Consider the following 25,036-nt stretch of genomic DNA (forward strand, 5'->3'; position numbering starts at 1 on the left):
CTAATATTAGTAATATCTAATTTAGATTTATTTTATGTATCTGTCCAGTTCGAAATCTCTGGTAACAGAAGCGAGGTTTGAGAGGCATGTGTTCAATGGTGGGTTATGAAGCATAGAGTGATGGAGTTTTCGGTTTCGCATCCAAAACGGGTGTTTTGGCTGGTTGGGTTGCTGACGTTGTTGGCGTTAGCGATGATTCCCCGAATCCAAATCGATACCGACCCTGAAAACATGTTGCCGGCCGATAACCCCGCGCGTGTAATGCACGAGGGGATTAAGCATCGCTTTGGTCTGTCGGACATGATGGTTGTGGGCGTGGTCAATGAAGATGATTTGCAAGGCATTTATAACCCGACGACGCTTTCCAAGTTGGATACATTAACTCGTGCCATTCTGGGGATGGAAGGTGTGGTTGCCAGTGATCTGATGAGTCTTTCAACCAGCGATAACATTACTCAGAAAGGCGAAGGGCAGATTTCATTCCATTGGATGATGGATGCTACGCCCGAGACTCAAGCACAGGCAGATCTCATTAAAGGCTATGTGTCACGTCTTCCCATGTTGCAAAACACTTTAGTCTCAGGCGATGGCAAAGTTGCCGGTATTTATGTTCCGATCGAATCCAAAGATCTCAGTTATAACTTATATCAGCAGATGTTAGCGGTAATTGATCAATTACCGGCTGGCAATGAGCAATACCACATTACCGGTCTGCCAGTTGCAGAAGACACTTTTGGTGTTGAGATGTTTAAGCAAATGGCAATTTCGGCGCCTGCTGCGGGGGTGTTGATCTTTGCGGTGATGTTGTTCTTCTTCCGTTCCGTCCCTTTGGTGGTCGCACCCATGCTGGTGGCGATGGCAACGGTGATCATTACGATGGGCTTGATGATTGGGCTGGGGTATCCGGTACACATCATGTCCTCGATGATTGCGATCTTCTTGATGCCGATCGCCGTAGTGGATTCAGTCCATATGCTTTCAGAGTTCAGTGATCATTATCGCCCCGGAGTAGACAAGAAAGCGCTGGCGCGCCGGGTGGTGAATAATCTTTTCCAACCTATGTTGTTTACGTCCATTACTTCGATGGTTGGCTTTGCTTCATTGAATACCGCTGATATTCCGCCGGTGCAGGTCTTTGGGAGCTTTGTGGCGTTTGGGATCGCGTTAGCCTTTGTTTTGAGCATTACTTTGGTGCCAGCGTACATGGCGAGTTTGTCTGATGATACGCTCAATAAGATGGCAAAACGGGTGCACGATTCAGAAGAAGCAAATACTCCGTTGGCGCGTTTTTTACGTCGTATCCCAGGTTTTACAATGAAATACAGTAAAGCCTTAATCGCAATGGTCGTGGTGATCTTTGCTATCAGCGGTTGGGGAATCAACAAGATTGTAATTAATGATAACCCAACCAACTGGTTTGAACCGGAGCACCCCATTCGCGTGGCAGATCAGGTTTTGAATGATCACTTTGCTGGTACGTACGAAGCCTATTTAACCTTCACTTATACCGAGGGGGCTGTTCAGAATCCCTCGCAGCAGTTGGCCGATCGTGCTGAGTTAATATTGCATGGTGCGGATGATGAGGTGAAGCAACAATGGCATGCCTTAACAGCTCAACATGGTGATGACATCGGTACCCTTGCTGAGGCTGTTTTGGAACAACAGTTTTTAGCAAACGATATGCAACTGCCTTACTGGGATGGCTTGTCTCGCTTATTGGAAAAGCTCAGCCGATCATCGAAAGTTTTTCTTAACCCAAGCTATCTGACTTATCTGTCGGAGGTTCAAACTGCGTTAATCGAGTCGGGTGTGGTGGGTAAAACAACGGGCTTACCTGATCTTCTGAAAACGGTGAATCGGGAGTTGCGTTCAGGCAAAGAGACTGACTACCAGTTACCGACAACAGAAGAGGCTGCAGCCCAGGCCATTTTAACGTACCAAAGTTCTCATCGACCGAATGATGTTTGGCATATGGTTACGCCGGATTACCAATCTGCCGTACTTTGGTTGCAATTGAAGAGTGGTGATAACCAGGACATGAATAAGGTGCTGGCTTTCATGAATGACTGGTTTGAGGACAATCCGTTACCAAGAGGCATGACAGTGGATTGGGGCGGTCTTACCTACATCAATGTAGTTTGGCAGGATGCCATGGTCAGCGGCATGTTAGAAAGTTTAATGACCTCCTTCGTGGTGGTTGCATTAATGATGATGGTGCTGTTCCGCTCGGTCGTGTGGGGGTTGATTGCGATGTTGCCGTTGAGCGTGACCATCAGTTTTATCTATGGCCTGATTGGTTTGATGGGCAAGAACTACGACATGCCGGTGGCTGTGTTGTCGGCACTGACACTGGGTATGAGTATCGACTTTGCTATTCACTTCATCGAACGCACACGCGTGTTAGTTAAAGAGCAGGGCGGTTGGCAGAAAGGTTTACTTCAAGTGTTCGAAGAGCCTGGGCGGGCTATCAGTCGAAACGCCATTGTGATTGCGCTTGGCTTTACTCCCTTGTTGTTTGCACCTTTAGTGCCGTATCAAACGGTTGGTATTTTCCTGGCTTCGATCATGGCGATTTCATGTGCTATTACTCTATTGGTTTTACCTGCCTGCTTGAATGTTTTGAATTCAGTGTTATTCACATCGGATTCAAACACGGGACTCAACAAATTGACTGCGACTACTGAAGAGGAGGTTGATCATGCATAAGGTTCTAAGCGCGTTCGGCGTCACATTATGGGCGTTATTGATTACTTTTGGAGCTGCGTCAACGTACGCCCTGACCGTGGAAGAGATTGTTGAGAAATCTAATCTGGCGGCTGTCTACCCAGGCACTGACGGGCGTGCTGAAGCGCGTATGTTGATTGTGGATAAACAAGGTCGCAAGCAATTCCGACAGTTTACGATGTTACGCAGAAATATAGAGAAGGGCGGTGACCAGCAGTATTTGGTGGTGTTTAGTCGTCCTGCAGATGTAAGTCGTACAACCTTTCTGGTGGAGAAACATCCGGGCCAGGACGATGATCGCTGGTTGTATTTACCCGGGTTGGACTTAGTTAAGCGTATTGCTGCAGGAGATAAACGCACCAGTTTTGTGGGCTCTGATTTTTTCTATGAAGATATTTCAGGCCGGGACATTCATGCCGATGCCTTTGAATTGATATCTGAAACCGACAGCAGTTGGACTTTGAAAGCGACACCAAAAACGTCTGATGGGGTGGAGTTCACCTGGTATCAGGTGGTGATCGATAAGAGTACGTTTCTTCCTATGGTGGCGGAATATTATAACGCGCAAGGGAAATTGTACCGTCGGATGAGTTCAAGCAAGGTGACGTCTTTCCAGGGCTTCCCAACCATTACTGAAATGAAGGCAGAAAACATTGCTGATGGCAGTTATTCCATCACCCAAATGCGGAATATTCAGTACGACCTGGGGTTACCGTCTGAGGTGTTCACTGAACGTTCGTTACGTATGCCGCCTCGTCAGTGGTTAGAGTAAGGCGGTTCGTTTATGTGGTCTGGTAAGTTTAATCTGCTGTTTATCTCGGCGCTGCTAGTATTCGTGTCTTTACCGTCGGAAGGGGATGAGTCGAATCAAACGTCTTCGCCTGATCTGTGGGCCGATTTTCCTGAAGAGACCAGCGCAGGCAATGACTGGTCGGATACGGAAAGCGCATCTTCACCCTGGAACGTTCTGATTTTTACTGAAGTCCTAGTCGGAGGTTTTACCAATGAGGGACTGTTTGAAGACAACCTCTACGGTGATGATGCCAGTGCGTTGGAAAATCGTTGGCAGGTGAACGCCAACCGATATTTCGGCACCTCGTTTTTTAATGCCAGTATTGAGTTGTTAGCCGATGAAGTGGACGATAATCATTTACAACTTTTAGTTCGCGAACTCTATGTCGATCATAACCTGAGGAAGGACCTCAGTCTTCGTGCAGGACAACAAGTTCTGACTTGGGGAACCGGGGATTTTGTGTTCCTCAATGACTTGTTTGCCAAAGACTGGCAGGCGATGTTTTCTGGGCGAGACGATGCCTATCTGAAAGCCTCTTCGGCGTCTATCAAACTGACTTATTACCATAATGTCGCCAATCTGGATTTTGTTTGGACGCCGATCTTTACCTCCGATCATTACATCAATGGCGAACGTTTTGGTTATTTCTCTCCTATGTCGGGGGAGACGTCTTCACAAACCTTTACGGCAAAGGAACCTGATACTCAGTTAGAACATGGTGAATTTGCGTTTCGTCTGTTCAAAACGGTCGACGGTATTGAGTATGCCTTGTATGGCTATCGTGGCTTTTACAAACAACCGTTAGGGTTTGATCCTGTGGAAGGCAGAAACACTTTTCCTCGCTTGAATAGCTGGGGTGCCAGCGTTCGGAGTTCGTTGGGGGCCGGGATTGCAAATATGGAAATCGCCTATTGGGATTCACGGGAAGATCGCTCAGGTGATGACCCTTTGATTCCCAACAGTAAATGGCAAACGCTGCTGGGCTATGAGCAGGAACTCATTCAAAAGCTCACATTAGGTATGCAATGGTGGTTACAGATCACTGAGAACTATGACGCACAAAAAGCGAATTCGCCTCAACCGGATTATCATCAAAGTAAGTATCACCATACTCTGACAGCGCGAATTACCTATCTGACCCTGAGCGATAAGCTCACCTGGTCGTTGTTTAGTTTTTATTCTCCCAGCAGTGACGACTTTTACCTCAAGCCAAAAGTGAGTTATCGACGAGATGATCATTGGTTGTTTGAGTTAGGGGGCAATCTGTTTGGAGGCGCGGATGAGTATACGCAATGGGGGCAGTTTGAAGAGAGTTCAAATATTTACACCCGTGTGCGCTACCACTTCTAACAGGTCTTTTTTAAGTGAGGTACGACAATGACCGTTGATAATACATTGCATGTAATAGCAGGAACATTTGTGATGATCAGTGTGTTGCTGGGGTATTACGTGAACCCTTGGTGGTTTGCTTTCACCTTTTTTGTAGGCGCAAACTTGTTTCAGTCCGGCCTTACCAAATGGTGTCTGATGGCAGATATATTGAGGAAGCTGGGTTTGAAGGATGAACTTCCCTGCGACAAAAAGAGCGCATCGTAAACTTGTCTTTGCAGTACAGTGCGCTCGAATTTGAAGTTTTTTGGGCCGTCACTGTACTGTTAAGCCGTTGCTTTCAATTGCTTGGTTTCTTGGGGTTGCTTAACTGCCTGTGGCTGTTTAACCAGAAGCTGTGACAGTTTGTTCAGTAACAGCCCGTACATGGGAATGAACATGACCAAGCTGATGATCATCTTAAAGGCATAGTCGACGGTTGCTATTTCTACCCAATGTTCTGCCATGAACGGGTCACTGCTTTGGTAGAAGGCGATAATGAAAAAAACGACGGTATCTAATGCATTTCCGAGGATGGTAGACAGTGAAGGTGCCACCCACCAGGCGTTTACTTGTCTAAGGCGATTGAATACAGTGACATCCATTACCTGACCAACCACATAGGCGGTGAAGCTGGCCAGTGCAATGCGGGCGACAAAAGTATCGAAGCCAGCTAGCTTCTCAAGCCCCTGAAAACTTCCTTGATAAAACAACACCGACGCCACGTAAGAGATAATCAACGCTGGCATCATTACGACCAAAATGATCTTACGAGCCAAGCTGGCACCAAATAGACGTACGGTTAAATCGGTGGCGAGAAACACAAATGGGAAGGTAAACGCACCCCAGGTGGTGTGATAGCCGAAGACCGTAAACGGTAGCTGAACCAAATAATTGCTTGAAGCCAGAATTATGATGTGGAAACAGGCAAGCAATAGAAGGGCTTGTTTTAGCTGAGATTGAGAGAATAGAGACGGACTGATCGTATTCGAAATAGAGTTCTGCATTGTGCATCCTTTTTTTTCAGTGTCAGGGGTGAGGGAACCCTGAATCGGCAGGCATTATCCACAAATGAGAAATCAGAGTAAAGATTAAAGCTGTCTATCTGGTTATGTTTTATCTTTACTCTTGTATGCAGTGATCATTAATAGCGCCGTGTATGGTGTCTTTGGTAGTTCTCTTCTGGAAGTACGTTATCAGGAAAATGCATTTCTTGGCGGTCTGAAGGAGCAAAATTACGTGCATCGTTCTGAGCTGTTTTAAAGGCGCTGAGCATGTTTTTCATAACGCTGGCTTGTTCCGACATGGACATAGCCGTTGCAGAAGCTTCTTCTACCATCGCCGCATTTTGTTGGGTCATCTGATCCATATCAGTAACGGCTTGACTGACTTGCTGGATGCCTGTGCTTTGTTGTTCTGAGGACACCGCTATGTTTGCAACCATTGCGCTGACATCACTTACGGAGCTAACTATCTCTTTAAGCGTTTCTCCTGAACGGTTTACCAGTTCTGAACCGGTATTGATTTTCTCAACATTGGTTCTGATCAGTTCTTTAATTTCACCGGCGGCTTGCGCGGAACGCTGAGCAAGGTTTCGAACTTCACCTGCGACAACCGCAAAACCACGGCCCTGTTCTCCTGCTCTAGCCGCTTCTACGGCGGCGTTTAAAGCCAGCAGGTTGGTTTGGAAGGCGATTTCGTCAATCACTGTGATAATGTCTGTGATCTTCTTACTGGCTTCATTGATCTCCACCATACTTTGGACGGCATTGGAAACAACCGTTCCGCCTGATTCTGCCTGGCGTTGAGTGTCTGAGGCCAATTGGCTGGCAGTTTGAGCTTTTTGGGAGTTATCACTGACGGTTTGCATCATCTCTTGCATTAACGAACTGGTTTTTTCCAGCGCTGAGGCTTGGGCTTCGGTTCGGTTACTTAAATCTTGTACTGCACTGGATAACTCTGAAGACGATACGTCTGTTTGAATGGCGGATGCGTTGATTTTTCCAATCAAGTCCACCAGGTTTTGCATGCTCTTATTGACTGAATTACTTAATTCGGAGAATTCTCCCTGAAATTCGTCACTCATTTGCAGGGTTAAATCACTATTGGATAAAGCAGACATCACCTGCTTACATTCATTGATAGGGGTAACGACAGCATCCAGTGTACTGTTTACACCATCGACAATGCGTTGAAAGTCGCCTTGATGTTTTGCTGAATCTGCTCGCTGATTCAATTGGCCTTGGATGGCAGAGTCAGCTAGCGAGTAGACATCCTCAATGAGTAAATTAATGGCGTATATACAGGTGTTGAGATTGTTTTTCAGTTCATTGAAATCCCCGTGATATTCGTCGGTAATGGGTTCAGGAATATCACCTTTGGAAATTTTATCCACATAATCAGCTGCAACTCTCAAAGGGGTGACGACGGCGTCCAGTGTTTTATTGACGCCGTTAATAACTCGTTGGAAGTCGCCTTTGTGCTGTTCGTCGTCAGCCCTGATGGATAGTTGCCCCTCCATCGCTGCATCCACCAACGAATTCGCATCATTGACCAAAAGTTTAATGGCTGAAATACACTTGTTGAGATTGTTTTTTATGGTGTTGAAGTCGCCTTTGAAGTCATCTGTAATTTCATCGGGAATATCGCCATTGGCAATTCGTTCAACACATTTGGCGGTCATCATCAGTGGTCCAATAATGGCATCCAGCAGTTCGTTAATTCCATTAGCCAGCGTTTTCATTGAACCGTCAAAACGACTACTGTCCAGGCGTGAGTTTAGTTGTCCTGCAACTGCTGCTTCAATTACATGCTGAACTTGGGCTTCCGCATCCCTTTGTTCAGTAAGGTCTTGCCATTCTATAACCAATCCTTGTTTTTCACCCGATGTACTGATGACAGGGTTAATGACTAATTGAAGCGAAATTTCTTCGATGTTGAGTTCTTCTTGATGTTCCTGAGTCAGTGAAAACAGAGTGCTTTCTATCTGGACCTGGTTGGGATGCAGATCACTGACCTGACTGAAGGTTAACGATTGAGGGTTTAACCTGGGCATTGCAGTTGCCAGTTGTGATGCATAGCGAGTAAACAGATTCTGAGCGGATGTGTTGTGATAAATAATACGGTTATTTGTATCAGCCACCATAACGCTGGCTGATACATTGTCCAAGGCTTGTCGAATGCGGTTGTTTTCTTCGGCTTGTTGTCGCTCTACTTTCATTCGTTGTTGCAGGTCGGTTTGCGCTTGAAGCAAGTTTGTTTGCATGGTTTTCAACGCTCTTAACAGTTGCCCTGATTCGTCCTTTGAGCTGACTATTATCTTGTTATCCAGATTTCCTTCTGAGATGGCATTGGCCACGGCCACCGAGTTATGGATAGGTCGGGTAATTTTTCGCAGGACGAAATACACCGAAGCAATCGTAACAATCAATGCCCCAATCATGAGGATCAATGAAGAGAGAAACGTCGTACTGGCTTGATCGTGTAATGTGTGGGCTAAATTGGCTAAGTCCTCGGACAACTTGTTTTCAACTCGCTTTAGAAGGTTGATTTTCTCCGTTTGCATTTTGAACCAGTAACCTGGATCAATGCCAAAACTGCCTTCAGCCGCTTTGCTTTTAGCAACTTCCCGCATCCTGAGTGTTTCCTCAATTGCTCTGCCAGCAAATGTTTTTTTGAAGAAAGTTAGGTGATCTGCGGTTGAAAGGGATAAAAACACATTCATGTAAGTGTCCTGCAACACGACTAACTCAAGAAACTTTTCATACATACCTCGGGTAAAGGTATCCTGAGAGAAGGCGTTTGTAAGAACTGCACGTTCAATACCTGCTCGTTCTTTACTGTTCAAAAAGTTTACGTAAGCAGTAGCTGCATTACTTAACTCACCGTTGGAGGTGTTTTTAGATAAGTAAGATATGGCCTTCAGGTAAGATGTGTTCGTTTGGGTGTAGTAGCCAAGAGCGGATTTGAGATGTATGTCAAAGGCCGAAATAGCTCGTCGTTTGGTACTGATTTGCTTGCTTAGATTAATGGCCTGAGTAAGTTCATCATGAAATTCGGTGCTAAATTGAGAGGCGTCAAAACCTTCTAGGAAGGTATTCAGAAGCTTGTTTTTTTCATCCACTGCCTTGCGTTGTTCGGTTAACTGGTTTGAGAATTTCTCTCCTTTACTTCCAAGGAAACCAGCTGTAAATCCTCGCTCTTTCTGTAATTCATGAACCAGATTACTGGCAAGTACTGCAAATTGTGCAAGACGCAATACCCGAGCATTTTCAGTTTCTATAGAAGAGCTTTTCAGAACTTTATCGAGCGCAAGAAACGACATAACTAACACTGGTACGACAACAATAGCGATGAGTTTCCAGCGTAGTTTTAGGTTGTTAAATACTTCCATTACTTTCACCTGATTTGCCTAAAAGCTGAGTTATTTACTTGGTTATTATCTGGTTAATAACTCTAGATGAAGGGGGCAAATGCTGCTATGAAAGTTAGGAACATTTCGGTGCATTATCTGGAAAGCTTAATTCAGGTTTTGAAATCCAGATGTCTTTTATATCTGCATAATCTGCCTAAATCTCTCTGGTGCTGACTAGATAACTAGGTGTTTCCATAGCGGCTAAGGCAGAACCCTGAGATACCTTTTCGGCGTGTTTTGTTGCTAAAGAAACGATTGTTTTAAGGTCTTCTATGGATACATCCATATATGAACCCATGCTTTCAAGCGCAGCCATGTAATCTTGTTCGGTCAGTGTTGAGGGTGGTATCGGTTGGTAGTTATTTAAATGTCGCTTTGCAACGTTTTCTTCTGCCGTATCGTTTCTGTTGTTCAGTGATTTGTTGTTAGCTTCGAGCCTTCTGGCTGGGTAGCTGTGTGTTTGAAATAGGTAATGAATAACTAAGGCCGTACTCAGCAAAACCAATACGTTGGTGAGTATCGGAGTAAACACATACTGATAGCCCAGATTGTGAATTTCCGTTCCGCCGATAACCGCAGTGAGTGCTGTCGCACCACCGGGTGGGTGTAAACAACGTCCTAAACACATCACAAATGTAGATAAGCCAACAGCCGCTGCAGCAGCGAAAGTGGGTTCTTCGATGTGTTGGTAGCAAGTCACGCCAATGCAGGCGGACAGGATATGTCCGCCGAATACAGGCCAGGGTTGAGATAAAGGGCCATGTGGCACGGCAAAAATCAAAATGGCAGATGCGCCGATGGAAGCCTGAAGGAGTATCTGAGTGGATGAAGTTTCGGCCTGCAATGAGCTTAAACACAATAGAGTAATGGCTAAAGCTGCCCCCAGTGCAGAGGTCAGTTTTTCTTTAAATGACACAGTATCTCTTTCTATGCCCAGAGTATTGATGACGTGTTTTACGGGGGAGATCACTGTGTCCTCGATAGAAAAATTTTGAATGAGATATCAATTTTCTGCACAGTCTATGAGGGTGTTTTAATTGTGTATATTGAATATTATTGCTTTTATAATGCAAAAATATTGATATTTAGATCCGTAGAATTCGTTTGAATGTTGTTATTTCGCTAGTTGTTTTAACTATTTTTGTTTTACTAAGAAGAGGTTTCTTATGGATGTTGAGCTAGCTCGGACGTTTCTTGAGATCATGAACGCAGGCAGTTTTCTGGAAGCTTCCGAACGTATGCACGTCACCCAAACGACTGTCACGGCCCGGATTAGCAGTCTGGAGTCTAAGCTGGGTGTTACATTGTTTGTGCGTAACCGATCCGGCGCCAGACTGACTGCCGATGGTCAGCGGTTTGTCGACTATGCGACCTCTTTAGTTCAAACCTGGGATCGGGCAAAAGCCGAATTGAAATTGCCTTCTGGGCTTGAGACCCGACTGTGCATTGGTGGTGAAAACAGTTTATGGACGCCCGTGATGGTGAATTGGGTACTTTGGATTCAGCATCATTTACCCAGTGTTGCTCTGCATACTGAAGTGTCTGATGCTGAAAAGCTTATCGATAAGCTCGAAAAGAGTGTGTTGGACGCCATCATTGTTCATCGTCCGAATTATTATTCCAGTTTTGTGGTGGAGCAATTACTGGAAGAGAAGTTGATTCATGTTCAATCGGTTGAAAATCCTCAACCCAATCTTTTTGTCGATTGGGGAGCAGAGTTCAGAGCGCAGTATGATGCTGCTTTACCACAACCAAGAGGCTCATATTCCTTTGGGCTTGGACCTTTGGCATTGCAAGTGATGTTACAGCGAGGAGGTAACGGGTATTTTCGGACAAGGGTAGTTAAACCTTATCTTGAACGAGGATTGTTAGAACGCGTACCGGAAGCGCCTGAGTTTACTTATCCTATTTATTTGGTATACCGCAAAGGTGAGATGTCCTCCAGTTTAGAGCAGGTACTGGAAGGTGTTCGGAAATTGGCCGGCGAAGATGCGGGTTGGTTGATTTAACTTGGTTCAGTGCTGTCTTAGTTGAGAAAACTCATGATAAAGGCTCCCCACAAACATAGGTTGGCCAGAGCAATCCCCCTGAAAGGGACCTTAAACCAGTAGCGTTTTGCCAGAAATAAATAACTGCCTGCCAGTACAAGAAGCACGACAAAATAATAACTGCCGGGTAAGAGTAGATTGGGATGAGTCAGGGCTAAAGGAATATAGAATAGGGGGATCATGAGTGCCCCCAGACTGTGGCTGGCATTGAAACCAATCCAGGCATCCCAAACGCTGGTCTCTTTGGTGATCACCGGGGATGTGTGTTTCATTGCTGTTGTTACTTCGGTATCTCTGGCTTCAAATTTCCGAGAATAAAAGGTGAGAATCAGGTGGGCTACACCTAACATGCCAAAGATAGCTGTGCTGATTATGATGAGTGCTTGTTCCATTGCCTGTGTTTTCCTTTGTATGAAACTTTGCAGCATAGGTCTTATCGTGATTTTAATAAGTCCAATGCCTGCTCTGGGCTCAACTCTTTGCCTGTATGCAGTTTCACTTTTCTGGCGCCGGCGCCTAAGCCCAGTTCGATAAAAATTCGCTCTTCTACTTGGCTTAAACCGCCTTCGCACATCTCTATGGGATGAATGATTAGGCAAATCGAACTCAATAGCCGTGGCTTACCCAGTGTTTCTGTAATGGCTTGCTTTAAGCTGGTTTCTGCTGCACTAAACTGACCAACCAGTAAGCGGGTGGTGGTAAATGGCTGCTCAGACGTGTATCTGGTGACCGTGTCTGCGTTCTCAAGTGGCAGTATTTCAAAGACGTTTTTTAAGACTTTGATGTACAGGTATTTCGTGAACATGCATTCTTCCAACTGACGATACTAGTTGAACAACGCCCCAGAAATGCCGGGGCGAAAGGATATTAAGCCACCTGGGCTGTTAGCTTTTTCCAAATGAAATGGTCTAACGCGGCTTTACCAGGCCCAAACAGGAAGATAGCAAGAATAGCGATCCCCCACATGATGTGATCTTTTTCGCCGGCAATACTGATATCCGGGTAGGAGATCATGGCAACGTAGTTCAGCGCAAACAGCGCGACGGCATTCAGACGAGTTAATAGACCCACGACCAAACATACCGGGATCACCAGTTCCGCAGCTGTGGCAAGATAGGCTGCAATATCAAACGGAATGACCGGCACATTGTATTCATATTCAAAGAGTTGAAGGGTTGATTCCCAGCTCTTGAACTTTGTAAGACCAGACATGAAGAATATTTTTGCGAGCCACAATCGAAGAGCCAGTAAAAACACACTTTGAAGGGCGTCTATGCCTTTGAGTAATGTAGAACCCAGTTCGGTAAGCTTTTGAATGGCCATCGTGTTTTCTCCCTCATATTTTTTTGATGTGTGTTGTTATCCGTCAGCCAGATTGAACCCAACGATTAACCCCATTTGTATGAACTTAGGTAAGAGTTCATTAATGTCTGTTGCACAGGGCAGTTGAGCAACGTCACCAAAGGCTTGTTGGTGGTAAAGAGCCGATAGGAACTCATGTTCACTGTCGTTAAGTACATCGATTCGCATACCGTAGTCAGGGCTGCGCCAAATCACCAGACGCACACCACCATCGTCCAGGTTTACCATTTGATCACCTTGATAATCGTCCTGATTCACTTGCCAGATTTTGTGTACTGGATAAGCCGAACTCATCAATGAGGCCGACGGCGATAGACAGAACTGGATGAAGGGCTGTTGTTCTTCTGAGAGGTTTGCTAACTCGGCCACGGTGAATTGGATGGCTTGGGCGTTACCTGATTCTTCTGCGTTAAATGCCTTGTGCCAATGCCATTCAAGTTGAGCGACATCCGGCATATAAAAAAGCTCTTTGGCAGGAGTGAAGTCTGCAATGTACTGGGCTAAGTGTTCACCATAATCCCCCAAGTCTGGTGATCCCGATGCGTATTGGGTCAGGTAGCCTGCGACCATGTGTGTAAAGTAGGTTTCACCGACTAACTTTACACAGACTGGGTAAATTGACGTTAAAGCTTCTGTGATGCCTCCGAGAATGCTGTCCCGATAAATTTCGATTCTGTCTTCGGCAGTCAGCGGCGCATTTGTTGTTGCGACGGTATGGCCCAGCTCGGAAAGGTTTTCTGTGTTGTTCGGGTTGAAAATGCCTTCATAAAAGGCTTTTTGCATCTCTCTAAGGCTCATGGTTGAGGTGTTTTTGACCGACATTAAATCACCTCTTCTTTCATGGTGTGTTGAGACTGTTTTTTAACGTCTTCCATTAACGCTTCTGCCTTGGCCGCTTCCGCTCTGAGAGTTTGGAAGTCAGGTACATCGGTATCCCACTCAATCAAAGTGGGTACTGAGCCAAAGCGTTCTATCGCTGCACGGTATAAATCCCAAACGGGTGGACGAACCTGATAGCCGTGGGTATCAAAGAGGTAATGTTCTTTCTTCTCATATCCGGCTAAGTGAATTTCTTTTACTTTGTCGGCGGGAATTTGAGACAAATAATGGAATGGGTCGAAGTCGTGATTTTGTGAGCTGACGTAAATGTTATTGATGTCGAGTAGCAGCTCACAATCGGTATTGTTAACGACGTGTTGGATAAACGCCCATTCCGGCATTTCATCGTTGTTAAAGGTGAGATACGAGGATGGATTCTCAACCAATAAACGTCGGCCCAAGAATTCTTGAGCTTGATTGATGTTGTTGGAAATCACTTCAAGTGCTTCATTAGTGTAAGGCAATGGCAACAGATCATGAGTGTATTTTCCGTCAACCGAAACCCAGGCAATGTGATCCGAGACGTAACTGGGTTCAAGCCGTTCAATCAGCTTTTTTAGTCGGGCTAAGTAATCCAGGTTCAATGGGTCCGTTGAACCCAGGGACATGCCGACGCCATGCAGTGTGACCGGATAATCCTGTCGAATTTGTTCTGCTCTCAGAATAGGTAAACCGCCATCTGCCATGTAATTATCTGACAGCAATTCAAACCAGGGAACGTTCGGTTTGGTTTCAAAAATCTCCTGATAATGGCTGGAACGTAAACCAAGACCAGCGCCTTGTATTGGGTGATCAGGAAAGTTAGGGTTCTGAGAGGAAGTCTGAGTCATGAGAAGGAATTTCTGGCGATTGGTTGAGCTGAGCATCGAAACTCAAGCGTGTGATGGTTACTTGTTCGATGGATATCAAGGAGGAGGGCCGTTGCGACCCTCCCAAGGTAAGTTAATTACTTAACTTTACCACCAACGATTTTTGAGCAAGTACCTTCAGGAACGTAGATCCACTCTTGTGGGTCGCCGTCTTTCTTAGCTTGACCTGCACAGCTATGGCCGCTGGTACCACAATCGTTCATACCGGCTTTAACGATACCCTGGCACTTTTCAAAACCTGGTTTACCTGCAACTGCACTGCCTGAAGCAGCAGCCATACCGATTGCCAAAGCACCTGCGATTGCTGTGTTCATAAGCGTTTTTGTATCTTTCATGTTAGCTCCTTTGAGTGTAAAAACTTGGGAAGTTGTTTTTTAAACGTCCCTCGGATGTTTGATCCTATGTGTCTAAACGAGTCATCTAATGATTTGATTGCAGATTTTTCCAAAATTATTCATTAGAAGTATTTTAAAAATCGCCGAATCTCAAAATCCCTTTCTCTGGATGAATAGATTTGGATGTTTGGCGTTAAGACAGTACAGCGAATTCTTGTCTGGATTTACTATAGCTGCTTTTAGGAAGGTGTTGAAATAATTAAGAAAAATAAAAAGGCCAAGACATCTTTATATGCCTTGGCCTTTTCTGGTGGCATGGTAATGACTGTCTATTTCTGATTAACGTGATTGAGGGTCAATCACTCCATCACAGTCATTATCGATGCCATCGTTTCTGCGTGGTCCTTTTTCATTCATACCTGGATTCACTTTCGGATCGGTATCATCGCAATCGTCAATTTCTTCACAATAGCCATCTCCGTCCGCATCGGTACAGGCTAATGGTGGATCAACAGGTGGTTCTTCAACAGGAGGTTCGCCTGGAACCCAGGTTAAGGCCGCATCGGCTTGAATCAGTCCATGACCGTACTGATCGTCATAGCCCGCTTCACCGAGATCTTTTGCAGTGCTGGTAAGTGCCGCACGGACATCATCCGGTGTGGTAGCAACGCCCGAGGCGACAAGTAATGCGGCAACTCCGGCTACGTGAGGGGAGGCCATAGAGGTACCTTGATAGAACCAGTAACCAAAGACGCCATTGCTATCAAAGGTTTCCTGAAGTACGCCGTCTACATATCCGTCCCGGTTTCTGTCAGCTGATGTGTCACCCCCTGGTGCCATCACATCCAGACCTGTGCCAAAGTTGGAATAACGCACTTTCTGATCCCGATAATCTGTAGCACCCACTGCGATTACCGTTGGATAAACGGCAGGGTAACTTACCATTTTACGGAAGCCGTCATTACCAGCGGCTGCTACTACCGTTACTCCGTTTATATAGGCGTAATCCAGTGCGGCATCTGTCACTGGGTCATTGGTAATTTGATATTGAGCTGAAATACCCAAACTCATATTGATCACGTTAGCTCCGTGATCTGTTGCCCAGCGAATACCTTCGGCAATATCGACAAAGCTACCACTGCCGGAATCACTCAATACTTTCACCGCCATCAAACAGCTGTTATAAGCGATACCTGCGACCCCAACCCCATTATCGGAAGCTTGGGCAATGGTGCCTGATACGTGGGTGCCGTGACCATCTCCATCTGTTGGATCATTGTCGTTATTAACAATGTCTGTTCCTGCGGTTAAGCAAGAAACACTGTCAGCACCGCCGGAGTTAAAGCCGGTATCGAGGACAGCTACTACAGCGCCGGTCCCGGTAGTCGTATCGTGTGCTGCACTTAGATTGATGGAATTGAAGTGCCATTGATAGCTACGGTACGGGTCATTGGTTGGCATGAATTTGGTGGCTGCGAGGTTGACCGACGCTTTTTTACCTTTGGCCTGCAATTTGGTAATGGTTGCGTGTTCTTGACCAGGCTCAACGCTCACCAGCGATACATCACTGAGCGGATAATAACGGACGGTGTTAAGCGAAGGGTGTTGGTCTGGTGAACCATTCACAAGTATTTCACCTAATCGAAACTCTGGTGGGCCTGCCCAGGAAATGGCAGATGCACTGAGTAAGGATACGGCAATTGTCCTTCGTATCAATGCAAGGCGGTTTGGTTGTGGCTGAGTAGTCATTTTTATTCCCCGTTGGAATCATATTTACCCTAAGTTAAGTCTAGTAACTCTCTGCCATTGAAAACGTCTGATTTCCTATTTGCTGATTAGCGGAAGAGCTACAGGCGATATCGGGGAACTCGGTATTTCTTCTGTTGTTTTTGTTGTTCTGCTAAGCCACTGATAGTTGAGCGGTTTTAGAGTTTCTGGGGTGATGGCTTGATAGCGTGAGAAAGTGTTGCAATCTCCCTGACTGACTGTTGCTAAAAGCAGAACTCTATCTATAAATACTTTGAACATTGGCCCGCCAGAATCACCCTGACAGGCGCCTTTGGCATTATTCTTAATTTCATAACGGTGGTGATTTTGTGTTGATGCACTTAGAGGGCCGGATATCCTCAGTTCTCCTTCGCCTTCTCCCATACCAAAAATATTTGCAGTCTGACCGTAGCCCATAACATAAACAGATTCGGTAAATGAAGACGGAGGATGCTGAAGGTTTGTGCTCAGTTGAAGTTGGTGTAGTAAAACTGTTAGATCGTGATTTTCCTCTACTTCTATCAGTGCATGGTCATTTTCCAGTTTGATGTCGTAGATGTACTGCCAGTACTCATCAATCAGGTCTTCTCTTCGATAGTGTTTGTGAATGCCTATAGAACGTACTTTTAGAGTGCCTTGGGTGCTTTGGATTTGAATGTCTGTATTCTGGTCATCAAAACAGTGAGCGGCAGTTATGATCAGGCGATTTTCAATAAGTACACCACTACATTTATGGGTATAGGACGTATGGGCATAGGACGTTTGGGCATAGGACGTTTGGGCATAGAGCGTTTCCTGAGGGGTGTTGCTGGTTACCTTTTCAGGTTTCTGAATGGACACGATGAGGTTAGATAGCTGCTCTATTTGATGAAGTTGCCGTTGGCTAAGGTGACCTAAGGAAGTCTGCGCTGATTGCAGACCAAGTTCAGTTACCGACTGTCCGCCACGTATGGCGTGACAGGTGGTAACCATGCCGAATAAAACTACCGCCAGAACAGTGTCTAGTGCATACCTCATTGGAATACCTATCCATACAAAGACAACGGAGATAACACCAGTCAGGTGGTCACTCTTGATGTGTCCAGGAGTTTGAATTGGTGGTGAATGTGAGGAGTATAGAAAGGAATCTGATTTGATGACGGATTTCTGTTGGATGGTTCCGGCTCGATGGTTACCTGCAATCTAACAATATAGATGCAAGCTTTTCACGAACTTACTTGAGTTTATGGGGCATTGTTCGATAGCATAGCGACTTATTTTTCGTTCCAGAGACCCCTCATGAGTTACCACGTTCTAGCACGACGCTGGCGTCCACAAACCTTTACAGAAATGGTTGGTCAAGAGCATGTGCTTAAAGCGCTTACGAATGCTTTGAGTCATGACCGATTGCACCATGCCTATCTATTTACTGGAACTCGTGGGGTTGGTAAAACCACGGTAGCTCGTATCTTCGCCAAAAGCTTGAACTGTGAGCAAGGTGTCGGGCCGAACCCTTGTGGTGTTTGTTCTGCCTGTACTGAGATTACCGAAGGTCGATTTGTTGACCTGATTGAAGTGGATGCGGCCTCCCGAACCAAAGTGGAAGACACCCGTGAACTTCTGGAAAACGTACAGTATTCACCGAGTCGTGGCCGTTTTAAGGTTTACATTATCGATGAGGTGCACATGCTCTCTACCAGCAGTTTTAACGCACTGCTGAAAACATTAGAAGAGCCGCCTGAGCATGTGAAGTTCCTGTTGGCGACGACAGATCCTCAAAAACTGCCAGTGACTGTTTTGTCTCGTTGCTTGCAGTTTAATCTTAAAAATATGTCGCCTGAGCGAATCGTAAGTCATTTGAAATACGTGCTCGGGCAAGAGCAGGTACCTTTTGAAGAGCCTGCATTGTGGCTATTGGCGAAGGCTGCCGATGGCAGTATGCGTGACGCACTCAGTTTGACGGATCAATCCATTGCTTTTGGTAATGAGTCCGTGATGGAAGCCGATGTGCGTAACATGCTGGGGACGGTAGATCGTGCCTATGTGTTACACATTCTTGAAGCCTTGGCGAAACAAGATGCAGCCATGGTCTTGGATGAAGTCGCTCGCGCCTCAGATCATGCGCCTGATTTCGCCGGGATTCTTGATGAATTGATTGCCGTCTTACATCGTGTAGGTGTTGGGCAGATGGTTCCGGCAGCTATTGATAATAGCCAGGGTGACCAGGAATATATTTTGGGAATGGCTCAAGCCATTCAGCCTCAAGACGTTCATTTGTTCTACCAGATTGCTCTAGCCTCTCGTAAAGACATGGCTGCCGCTGCAGATCAACGTGCGGCGTTGGAAATGACGCTGCTTCGGATGCTGGCGTTCCAGATTAAGCGGCCAGGTCAAACGTTAGCTGTTCCTCAGTCACCGTTACCTAATTCAACGCCGGTATCTCCATCTCCGTCATCTCAAGCGAATCCATCACCACAGGTTGAACCTGCGGACGCTAATACTCAGGTTTCGCAATCTGAGCCGTCGGCTTCAATGCCTGAAACGGTTGGGGAGCCCACGGCACAGGCTACACAAGTCGCTTCTGTTGAACCCTCATCTGTCCAATCCGAAAGCGTTGAACCTGTAAATGTTGAACATACAAGTGTTGAAACTGAATTTGCTCAACCTGCGCCGGTTAATGAAACTGCCGTTGCTGTTGAGAATGTAACTCAGTTACCCCCTCAGACAACTCAGACCGCTGCTCCGGAATATACAGAGTCTGTTCCTCCTATGGGCTTGTCGCCAGAGGAATTGCCTCCGTTCGATTATGATGAGCAGGATTATGGTCAACCTCAGGGGAATGAGCCGGCTCAATATAATGAACCCACGCAAAGTTTAAGCGCGATGGGGGCTGATGAGGCAAAAAAGCCTGAACCGACACCATTCGCTGAATCACAAGGTTCAGCAGAGACTGCATTTTCGGCTTCCGACTCGTCAGATGAACCTGTAGTAGACAGTTCAGCAATTTCCAATCAGCTGTCCGCAATACAGCAGACATTGGCGTCAGATGCACCAATGGCATCGCCAGATTCAATGCAGTCTGGTGCGCTTGCTTCTTCAAGTGTCTTGGCGGAGACGAGTCGCGAACCGGAAAAATCCAAAGTCCTGGAACCTGATGTGACTGTGGATGAAACCTCAGATTGGCTTTTGATTGAGTCGCGTCTGACGCTGGATAACTTCTCTGCCAATTTGGCTGCCAACATGGTTCCGGTGGAACGAGGCGAGGATACCTGGGGCTTTGTATTGACTCAGGATATGGAAACCTTCCTCAATAATGAACGTAAAGAGACGTTGGCAAAAGCGCTCTCAGAGGTGCTTGGGAAACCACTGAAAATCACCATTGAGCCGGGAACATTGCAGTCAGAATCTCCGGCGGAGTATCGGATTCGCAAAAAAGCAGAACGTTTGCAGTTAGCCATCACAACATTTCATGAAGACAAACATGTGGTGTTCTGGAAAACCAAGTTTGGTGGCCAGGTTCTGGAAGAGACGGTGGTTCCTATCGACTGATCGGAAACTCGGTCTCAATGAAAAGTTGATGGGTTGTATATGAAAGATATAGACCCATAATTAATGTTATTACTGACGGGTTCGACTTAGGGCCTGACTTACGAGTTAAATTGAAAGAAAAAGGTTATTGATATGATGAAAGGTGGTATGGGAAATCTCATGAAGCAAGCTCAAAAAATGCAAGAGCAGCTTCAAAAAGCCCAGGAAGAAATTGCCAACGCAGAAGTAACAGGTGAAGCTGGCGCTGGCATGGTGAAATTGGTCATGAATGGCCGCCACGATGTGAAATCAGTAACCATTGATTCAAGTTTGATTGCTGATGAAGATGATCGTGAAATGATCGAAGACCTTGTGGCAGCAGCTGTAAACGATGCGGTTCGCCGTATAGAGCAAAACAGCCAGGAAAAAATGGGTGGTCTGACCTCTGGTATGGGCATGCCTCCTGGCTTTAAAATGCCATTCTAAGTTTTGACTTGCTGATGGCGAGTCGACTGGAACAACGCTGATTCGAGCGAAAATAGACGGTGATTACGGACTCTTTTTGAGATCAGTAATGACTGTCTATTTTTTCGTATCTGGCAACATAACTTTTATCATGCTGTTTTATTCAGTCGTTATGTATCCAGTGGCCCTATTCAGTTGCTCTCTATCTAGTGATTCGTTTTTTAGTGATTTGGTATCCAGCGGTTCTGGGCTTTAACCATTCCTTTGAGATTTTGCAGTGAATGAGTAGTTCTCTTTTAAATACATTAATTGATCGTTTGCGTGTGCTTCCAACGGTAGGGCCTAGGTCTGCCCGTCGTATGGCGTTGCACTTACTTCAGTCGGATCGGGCAGGAGGCGTGAAACTGTCTCAGGCGCTGGCTGATGCGATGACAAACATTAATAACTGCCAACAATGCCAAAATTTCACTGAGCAAACCTTGTGTGGTGTGTGTTCTGATCAGGAGCGTGACCGCTCTTTACTGTGTGTGGTAGAAAATCCGGCCGATGTTGATGTGATTGAGATGGCATCGGACTATCAGGGGTATTACTTTGTGCTGATGGGGCGTTTATCTCCATTGGATGGTATTGGTCCTGATGATCTGGGAATGGAAAAACTCTTCGAATTGATTCGAAGTGTTGGTGTAAACGAAGTAATTCTGGCTACCAGTACTTCGGTTGAGGGTGACGCAACGGCGTATTACATTTCTGATCAGTTGGTGAATGACGATCTGAAAGTCACCCGTCTGATGACCGGAATGTCAGCGGGAAGTGAACTTGAGGCCATTTCAGGAAGCATGTTGAAGCAAGCGTTTACTCTTCGTCAGCCGTTTCCTGCCTCCGCCTGATATGTAATTAAACAGATAACCGTACTCATAGATAGATCGTAAATATCTTCTAATTAGAACTCCCAGGTACTTTGAGTCAATATATGGAATCAACCAAGATAGCCAATCATCAAGTGAACTTTGTGTCTGACAGTGATCAGTTGCAAGGGCTGGTCGATCATTGGATGAATTTAAAGTGGGTCGCATTGGATACGGAGTTTGTCCGTCGGGATACCTATCGAGCGATACCAGCCTTAATTCAAGTGTATGATGGTCAGGACGTTTGGCTGATTGATCCCGAGTCGCCAGTTGACCTCACTATTATGGCGGATTTCATTGAATCCGATTGCATCAAAGTACTTCACAGTGCTGCAGAGGACTTGGGCGTGCTGTATCGGGCCACTGGTGCCTGGTTGCGGAATTTATGTGATAGCCAGTTGGCGCTAGCTTTGTTAAACCAAGGCCAAACGGTGGGTTATCAGAAAATGATTTCCAGTCTGTTGAATATCGAATTAAGCAAGGATGAGACGAAATCCGATTGGCTGCTTCGACCATTGACGGATCAACAGATACAATACGCGGCTGAAGATGTGATCTATCTGGCTCAAGCCTGGGAGATGCTTGAGGCTCAGCTAATAGATATGAACCGATTGTCCTGGTTGAAAGAGGACTCTCAGGATCTGGTGGATCGATCTCGTGCGCTGTACGAAATGGATGGCGATCTGGCTTTTCAGCGTGTAAAAGGAACGGGAAAGTTGAATAGCCGTTCGTTAGCGGTTGTTCGTGCGCTGGCTATTTGGCGAGAGCGTTTGGCGGCTGAAAAGGATATTCCGAAAGGACGTATTCTGGCGGATGCACAGATTGTTGAGATCGCGTTGAGAAAAGCGACCAGTCGTGTGGTTTTGGATCAGCTTGCTGTACCTAAAGGCATTATTCGGAATTATGGGGTACTGATTGGTGAGCTGGTTAGAGGCGCTATGGCTCTGGAAGAGTCACAGCTTCCGGAACGCTATCAGCTGCTGCCCAAGGATGCAAAAAGCTGGTTGGAAGCAATCTACAAACCGGTAAAGAAAGTGGCTGCGGGGTTAAATCTGGATGCAGAAGTTCTGTGTCGCAAGAAGCAGTTCCAATATCTGGTGAATAAAGCCTTTCGATATCAGGAAGTTGTCGATTGGCCGGAAGATATTAGTGGATGGCGTCGAGAGTTAATTGAAGACGACGTAATGTTGGTGTTAAAACAATTGATGTCTGAAGGCGTTACCAAAGAATAGAGTTTTCCACTCAGAAAGAGTGGGTAAGACAAAATCGATAAATCACGTACTAATCATAGACAAAACGTTCAACGTTTTAGTGAATTGATTAGTATGTCGTTCAGCAGTGGTTCCTATGAAAATTTGTTCAGTTTATAAAAGCCCAAAGCGGGATGAAATGTATCTTTACATTGAAAAAATGAAAGGCGTTGCTTCATTGCCGGATGCCTTGATTGAAGTGTTTGGTAAGCCTATTCATGTAATGGATATGCCGCTTAAGCCTGACTCCAAGTTGTCTCGTGTAGAAGCTCCAAAAGTATTGGCGGATATCGAAGAAAAAGGCTACTTCCTGCAAATGCCTCCGCCGAAAGAAGATTACTTGTTGGATCTGTACGATCCTAATCAAGCGGATTAACGCCGCCTAGCTTTAAGTCGAGTACAAATCATGTCAGATCAGTCCACCTCAGATCAGCCGTTTTGGAAAACAACTCCGCTCAAGGAAATGTCATCTGAGCAATGGGAAAGCTTGTGCGATAACTGTGGCCGTTGTTGTCTTAATAAGCTGGAAGATGAAGATACTGGTGAGTTGGTGTACACCAACGTAGTGTGCCGCATGTATGACATGAAAGCTTGTCAGTGTAGCGATTATGTCAATCGGCAGAAAAACGTGGATGGTTGTTTAAGACTCTCTCCGGATTTCATTCCGGTCGATTGGTTGCCATCTACTTGCGCTTACCGTTTGTTGGAGGAAGGAAAAGACCTTCCTGACTGGCATCCTTTAGTAAGTGGCAAAAAGGCAACGCTTGCCGCTGCCGGAATGTCTTTAAAAGGCAAAATCCTTCCTGAAGACTGGGTGGATGAAGACGAACTGGAAGACCATATCATCGCTTGGGTGAAATAAAGAGCAGGGGTGGTTATCCTCTTTTTACAGATCAGAAACCTTCAAACAGAATTGGCCAAAATACATTATGGAAAATCTTTTTACTCAAATTGCTAACTCAGACCCTTTTACTTCGGGTGCTTGGATCTTGTTTTGGTCCAGTGCTGTTGGGGTTTTTGTAGCGTCCTGGATTCTGATTCGTAAGTTCAGTAATTTCTTTTTGAAAGCCACGTTTATGTCGCTTGTGATGTTCTTTTGTTTTGCTGTGGCAAAAGTGGAACTTGAATCGGGAATGGTTCTCTGGGTACCGGCAATTCCATTTTTTGGCGTAGACTTTGCTTTCGAAGGAAAGAAGTACTTTGATCAGCTGATTCCTTATCTGGTGGCTTCTGCTAGTGTATCGGCACTTATTTGCTTTGCTATCGGTGGTATTGGCCGTGCAATTTTAGGCAAGCGAACTAGCTCGGAACCGGATGAAACACAGGATGATGAGAAAAAGGCCAGTAAAAACAACGCGTAATGAATCTGTTTCGCGTTTTTTTGTAACCTTATGTCTCATTACTATGGTTGAACACATCAAAAGTGCTATAACTGTATACTTTGGAATCCGTTAGGGATTTCAAGGAGTTGGCGAGTTTAATTCGTTAATTAACTTAACTTGATCAGTAATTTGACTGTAAAGGTTTGATTTTTTGACGGCCTTCAAAATGAATGTGATTTTATTTTGACGTGCCAAGGAGCGAATTCCGAGGTTGGAACCATGACAAACCATATCATTATTCTTGTATTCGTAATGTTATTGGCTGGAATTTTTGGTGGTTTGATTAACTACTATCTTTACAGCCAGAGTGATCCTGATAAGCAAACGTTACCACGTTGTTTGGTTGTGGCGGTTGGTGCTGCGTTTCTTGTACCTGTCATTCTTGATGCGTTGAACAGTGAAATCATTCTTGAGAGTCAGGGTGATCCGTCTAAATTATTGATCTTTACCGGGTTCTGTTTGATTGCTGGTTTGGCGTCCCGTTTCTTTGTGCAAACGGTGTCGGATCGTATATTGACCGAAGCCAAGTATGCTAAAGAGCGCTCAGAGCATCTTCAGCATGATCTTCGTATCATTCAGAAAGAATTGTTGCCTTTGATTGATACAGAAACCGAGCACGATATTGAGCCGGAAGACTTAAAGGCAAACCTGGATATTGAAGAAGAGTTAGATGTAGCTTCCACTAAAGCCTTGAAAATTCTAGGCAGTGGCCGCTTTATCTTCCGTTCCATCCAGGGCTTGTGCAGAGAAGCAAGTACCGATGAAAACTCAATGCAGAAAACCTTGAGTGTATTGGTTAGCAAGAATTTAGCCGGGTCTGTCAGTGGGAAAAAAGGCGTTCGCTGGCATATTACGGAACGTGGCCGGAATGTTCTGGACTCAATTGCTTAGGTCTCATTCTTACGTGACCAATGAAAGAGTGGGGTCTAATTCAATATTTTTTATGAAAAACCTTTCCGAAAAACTAC

25 protein-coding genes are annotated in these 25,036 nt (G+C 45.5%); 14 read left to right on the forward strand and 11 right to left on the reverse strand.

What is annotated here, in order from left to right; translation table 11 throughout:
- Nucleotides 1-105: 105 nt before the first annotated feature.
- The 4 genes from QQL66_RS02460 to QQL66_RS02475 are packed head-to-tail and all read left to right on the forward strand — an operon-like array spanning nucleotide 106 to nucleotide 5,113.
- Nucleotides 106-2,706: an efflux RND transporter permease subunit gene (locus QQL66_RS02460; RefSeq protein WP_284378368.1), complete on the forward strand. Its 2,601-nt coding sequence runs from the start codon at nucleotides 106-108 to the stop codon at nucleotides 2,704-2,706.
- Nucleotides 2,699-3,496: an outer membrane lipoprotein-sorting protein gene (locus QQL66_RS02465; protein WP_284378369.1), complete on the forward strand. Its 798-nt coding sequence runs from the start codon at nucleotides 2,699-2,701 to the stop codon at nucleotides 3,494-3,496. Before QQL66_RS02460 ends, QQL66_RS02465 begins: the two co-directional genes overlap by 8 nt.
- A gap of 12 nt (nucleotides 3,497-3,508) precedes the next feature.
- Nucleotides 3,509-4,867 carry a DUF1302 family protein gene (locus QQL66_RS02470; RefSeq protein WP_284378372.1) on the forward strand — a complete coding sequence of 453 codons (1,359 nt, stop codon included), beginning with the start codon at nucleotides 3,509-3,511 and terminating at the stop codon, nucleotides 4,865-4,867.
- 27 nt (nucleotides 4,868-4,894) lie between these two features.
- Complete coding sequence (locus QQL66_RS02475) at nucleotides 4,895-5,113, forward strand: YgaP family membrane protein (RefSeq protein ID WP_284378374.1); 219 nt, start codon at nucleotides 4,895-4,897, stop codon at nucleotides 5,111-5,113.
- A gap of 59 nt (nucleotides 5,114-5,172) precedes the next feature.
- Here QQL66_RS02475 and QQL66_RS02480 read toward each other — a convergent pair whose 3' ends face one another.
- From QQL66_RS02480 to QQL66_RS02490, 3 genes are all read right to left on the reverse strand, one after another.
- Nucleotides 5,173-5,892: a 7-cyano-7-deazaguanine/7-aminomethyl-7-deazaguanine transporter gene (locus QQL66_RS02480; protein WP_284378379.1), complete on the reverse strand. Its 720-nt coding sequence runs from the start codon at nucleotides 5,890-5,892 to the stop codon at nucleotides 5,173-5,175.
- A 137-nt stretch (nucleotides 5,893-6,029) separates the two neighbouring features.
- Entirely contained in the window at nucleotides 6,030-9,278 is a 3,249-nt protein-coding gene (locus tag QQL66_RS02485) for a methyl-accepting chemotaxis protein (RefSeq protein ID WP_284378383.1), read from the reverse strand.
- Nucleotides 9,279-9,453: 175 nt separating this feature from the next.
- On the reverse strand, nucleotides 9,454-10,215 hold the full coding sequence (locus tag QQL66_RS02490) for an HPP family protein (protein ID WP_284378387.1): 762 nt from the start codon (nucleotides 10,213-10,215) through the stop codon (nucleotides 9,454-9,456).
- Nucleotides 10,216-10,465: 250 nt separating this feature from the next.
- On the opposite strand from QQL66_RS02490, the gene QQL66_RS02495 reads away from it, so the two are divergent.
- Nucleotides 10,466-11,308: a LysR family transcriptional regulator gene (locus tag QQL66_RS02495; protein WP_284378389.1), complete on the forward strand. Its 843-nt coding sequence runs from the start codon at nucleotides 10,466-10,468 to the stop codon at nucleotides 11,306-11,308.
- 17 nt (nucleotides 11,309-11,325) lie between these two features.
- Here QQL66_RS02495 and QQL66_RS02500 read toward each other — a convergent pair whose 3' ends face one another.
- The 5 genes from QQL66_RS02500 to bufB all read right to left on the reverse strand — a co-directional run bounded on the left by QQL66_RS02500 (nucleotide 11,326) and on the right by bufB (nucleotide 14,418).
- Entirely contained in the window at nucleotides 11,326-11,739 is a 414-nt protein-coding gene (locus QQL66_RS02500) for an LIC_13387 family protein (protein ID WP_284378392.1), read from the reverse strand.
- Nucleotides 11,740-11,780: 41 nt separating this feature from the next.
- On the reverse strand, nucleotides 11,781-12,152 hold the full coding sequence (locus tag QQL66_RS02505) for a hypothetical protein (protein WP_284378394.1): 372 nt from the start codon (nucleotides 12,150-12,152) through the stop codon (nucleotides 11,781-11,783).
- A 62-nt stretch (nucleotides 12,153-12,214) separates the two neighbouring features.
- The gene (locus tag QQL66_RS02510) at nucleotides 12,215-12,670 is read right to left on the reverse strand and encodes a DoxX family protein (RefSeq protein WP_284378395.1); all 456 of its coding nucleotides are present in this window, start codon (nucleotides 12,668-12,670) and stop codon (nucleotides 12,215-12,217) included.
- Nucleotides 12,671-12,706: 36 nt separating this feature from the next.
- A complete protein-coding gene (locus tag QQL66_RS02515; protein ID WP_284378397.1) occupies nucleotides 12,707-13,531 on the reverse strand; it encodes an HvfC/BufC N-terminal domain-containing protein in 825 nt (274 codons plus the stop codon).
- Nucleotides 13,531-14,418, reverse strand: coding sequence for an MNIO family bufferin maturase (gene bufB / locus QQL66_RS02520; protein WP_284378398.1), 888 nt, complete (start codon nucleotides 14,416-14,418; stop codon nucleotides 13,531-13,533). Before bufB ends, QQL66_RS02515 begins: the two co-directional genes overlap by 1 nt.
- On the opposite strand from bufB, the gene QQL66_RS02525 reads away from it, so the two are divergent.
- Nucleotides 14,417-14,542 (forward strand): hypothetical protein, encoded by a 126-nt coding sequence (locus tag QQL66_RS02525; RefSeq protein ID WP_284378401.1) that lies wholly within the window; start codon nucleotides 14,417-14,419, stop codon nucleotides 14,540-14,542. The genes bufB and QQL66_RS02525 overlap by 2 nt on opposite strands.
- Here the strand turns inward: QQL66_RS02525 and QQL66_RS02530 are convergent.
- From QQL66_RS02530 to QQL66_RS02540, 3 genes are all read right to left on the reverse strand, one after another.
- The gene (locus QQL66_RS02530; protein ID WP_284378403.1) at nucleotides 14,535-14,792 is read right to left on the reverse strand and encodes a BufA1 family periplasmic bufferin-type metallophore; all 258 of its coding nucleotides are present in this window, start codon (nucleotides 14,790-14,792) and stop codon (nucleotides 14,535-14,537) included. The two genes, QQL66_RS02525 and QQL66_RS02530, sit on opposite strands and share 8 nt — an antisense overlap.
- Nucleotides 14,793-15,131: 339 nt before the next feature.
- Nucleotides 15,132-16,541: a S8 family serine peptidase gene (locus tag QQL66_RS02535; protein WP_284378405.1), complete on the reverse strand. Its 1,410-nt coding sequence runs from the start codon at nucleotides 16,539-16,541 to the stop codon at nucleotides 15,132-15,134.
- Between the two features lie 75 nt (nucleotides 16,542-16,616).
- Nucleotides 16,617-17,576, reverse strand: coding sequence for a S1 family peptidase (locus QQL66_RS02540; RefSeq protein ID WP_284378407.1), 960 nt, complete (start codon nucleotides 17,574-17,576; stop codon nucleotides 16,617-16,619).
- Nucleotides 17,577-17,837: 261 nt separating this feature from the next.
- On the opposite strand from QQL66_RS02540, the gene dnaX reads away from it, so the two are divergent.
- The 8 genes from dnaX (at nucleotide 17,838) to QQL66_RS02580 (ending at nucleotide 24,959) form a co-directional block, all read left to right on the forward strand.
- Nucleotides 17,838-20,087 (forward strand): DNA polymerase III subunit gamma/tau, encoded by a 2,250-nt coding sequence (dnaX, locus tag QQL66_RS02545; RefSeq protein ID WP_284378408.1) that lies wholly within the window; start codon nucleotides 17,838-17,840, stop codon nucleotides 20,085-20,087.
- A 132-nt stretch (nucleotides 20,088-20,219) separates the two neighbouring features.
- A complete protein-coding gene (locus QQL66_RS02550) occupies nucleotides 20,220-20,552 on the forward strand; it encodes a YbaB/EbfC family nucleoid-associated protein (protein ID WP_284378409.1) in 333 nt (110 codons plus the stop codon).
- Between the two features lie 260 nt (nucleotides 20,553-20,812).
- On the forward strand, nucleotides 20,813-21,418 hold the full coding sequence (recR, locus tag QQL66_RS02555) for a recombination mediator RecR (protein WP_284378412.1): 606 nt from the start codon (nucleotides 20,813-20,815) through the stop codon (nucleotides 21,416-21,418).
- Nucleotides 21,419-21,501: 83 nt separating this feature from the next.
- Nucleotides 21,502-22,668 (forward strand): ribonuclease D, encoded by a 1,167-nt coding sequence (locus tag QQL66_RS02560; RefSeq protein WP_284378414.1) that lies wholly within the window; start codon nucleotides 21,502-21,504, stop codon nucleotides 22,666-22,668.
- Nucleotides 22,669-22,783: 115 nt separating this feature from the next.
- Nucleotides 22,784-23,062 (forward strand): YcgL domain-containing protein, encoded by a 279-nt coding sequence (locus QQL66_RS02565; RefSeq protein ID WP_284378415.1) that lies wholly within the window; start codon nucleotides 22,784-22,786, stop codon nucleotides 23,060-23,062.
- Between the two features lie 30 nt (nucleotides 23,063-23,092).
- Nucleotides 23,093-23,548, forward strand: coding sequence for a YcgN family cysteine cluster protein (locus QQL66_RS02570; protein ID WP_284378417.1), 456 nt, complete (start codon nucleotides 23,093-23,095; stop codon nucleotides 23,546-23,548).
- 67 nt (nucleotides 23,549-23,615) lie between these two features.
- Nucleotides 23,616-24,047 (forward strand): hypothetical protein, encoded by a 432-nt coding sequence (locus QQL66_RS02575; RefSeq protein ID WP_284378419.1) that lies wholly within the window; start codon nucleotides 23,616-23,618, stop codon nucleotides 24,045-24,047.
- Between the two features lie 240 nt (nucleotides 24,048-24,287).
- Nucleotides 24,288-24,959: a YEATS-associated helix-containing protein gene (locus tag QQL66_RS02580; protein WP_284378421.1), complete on the forward strand. Its 672-nt coding sequence runs from the start codon at nucleotides 24,288-24,290 to the stop codon at nucleotides 24,957-24,959.
- The last annotated feature ends 77 nt before the right edge of the window (nucleotides 24,960-25,036 follow it).

Origin of the sequence: Litoribrevibacter albus (assembly GCF_030159995.1) — a bacterium.
Classification (GTDB): domain Bacteria; phylum Pseudomonadota; class Gammaproteobacteria; order Pseudomonadales; family Litoribrevibacteraceae; genus Litoribrevibacter; species Litoribrevibacter albus.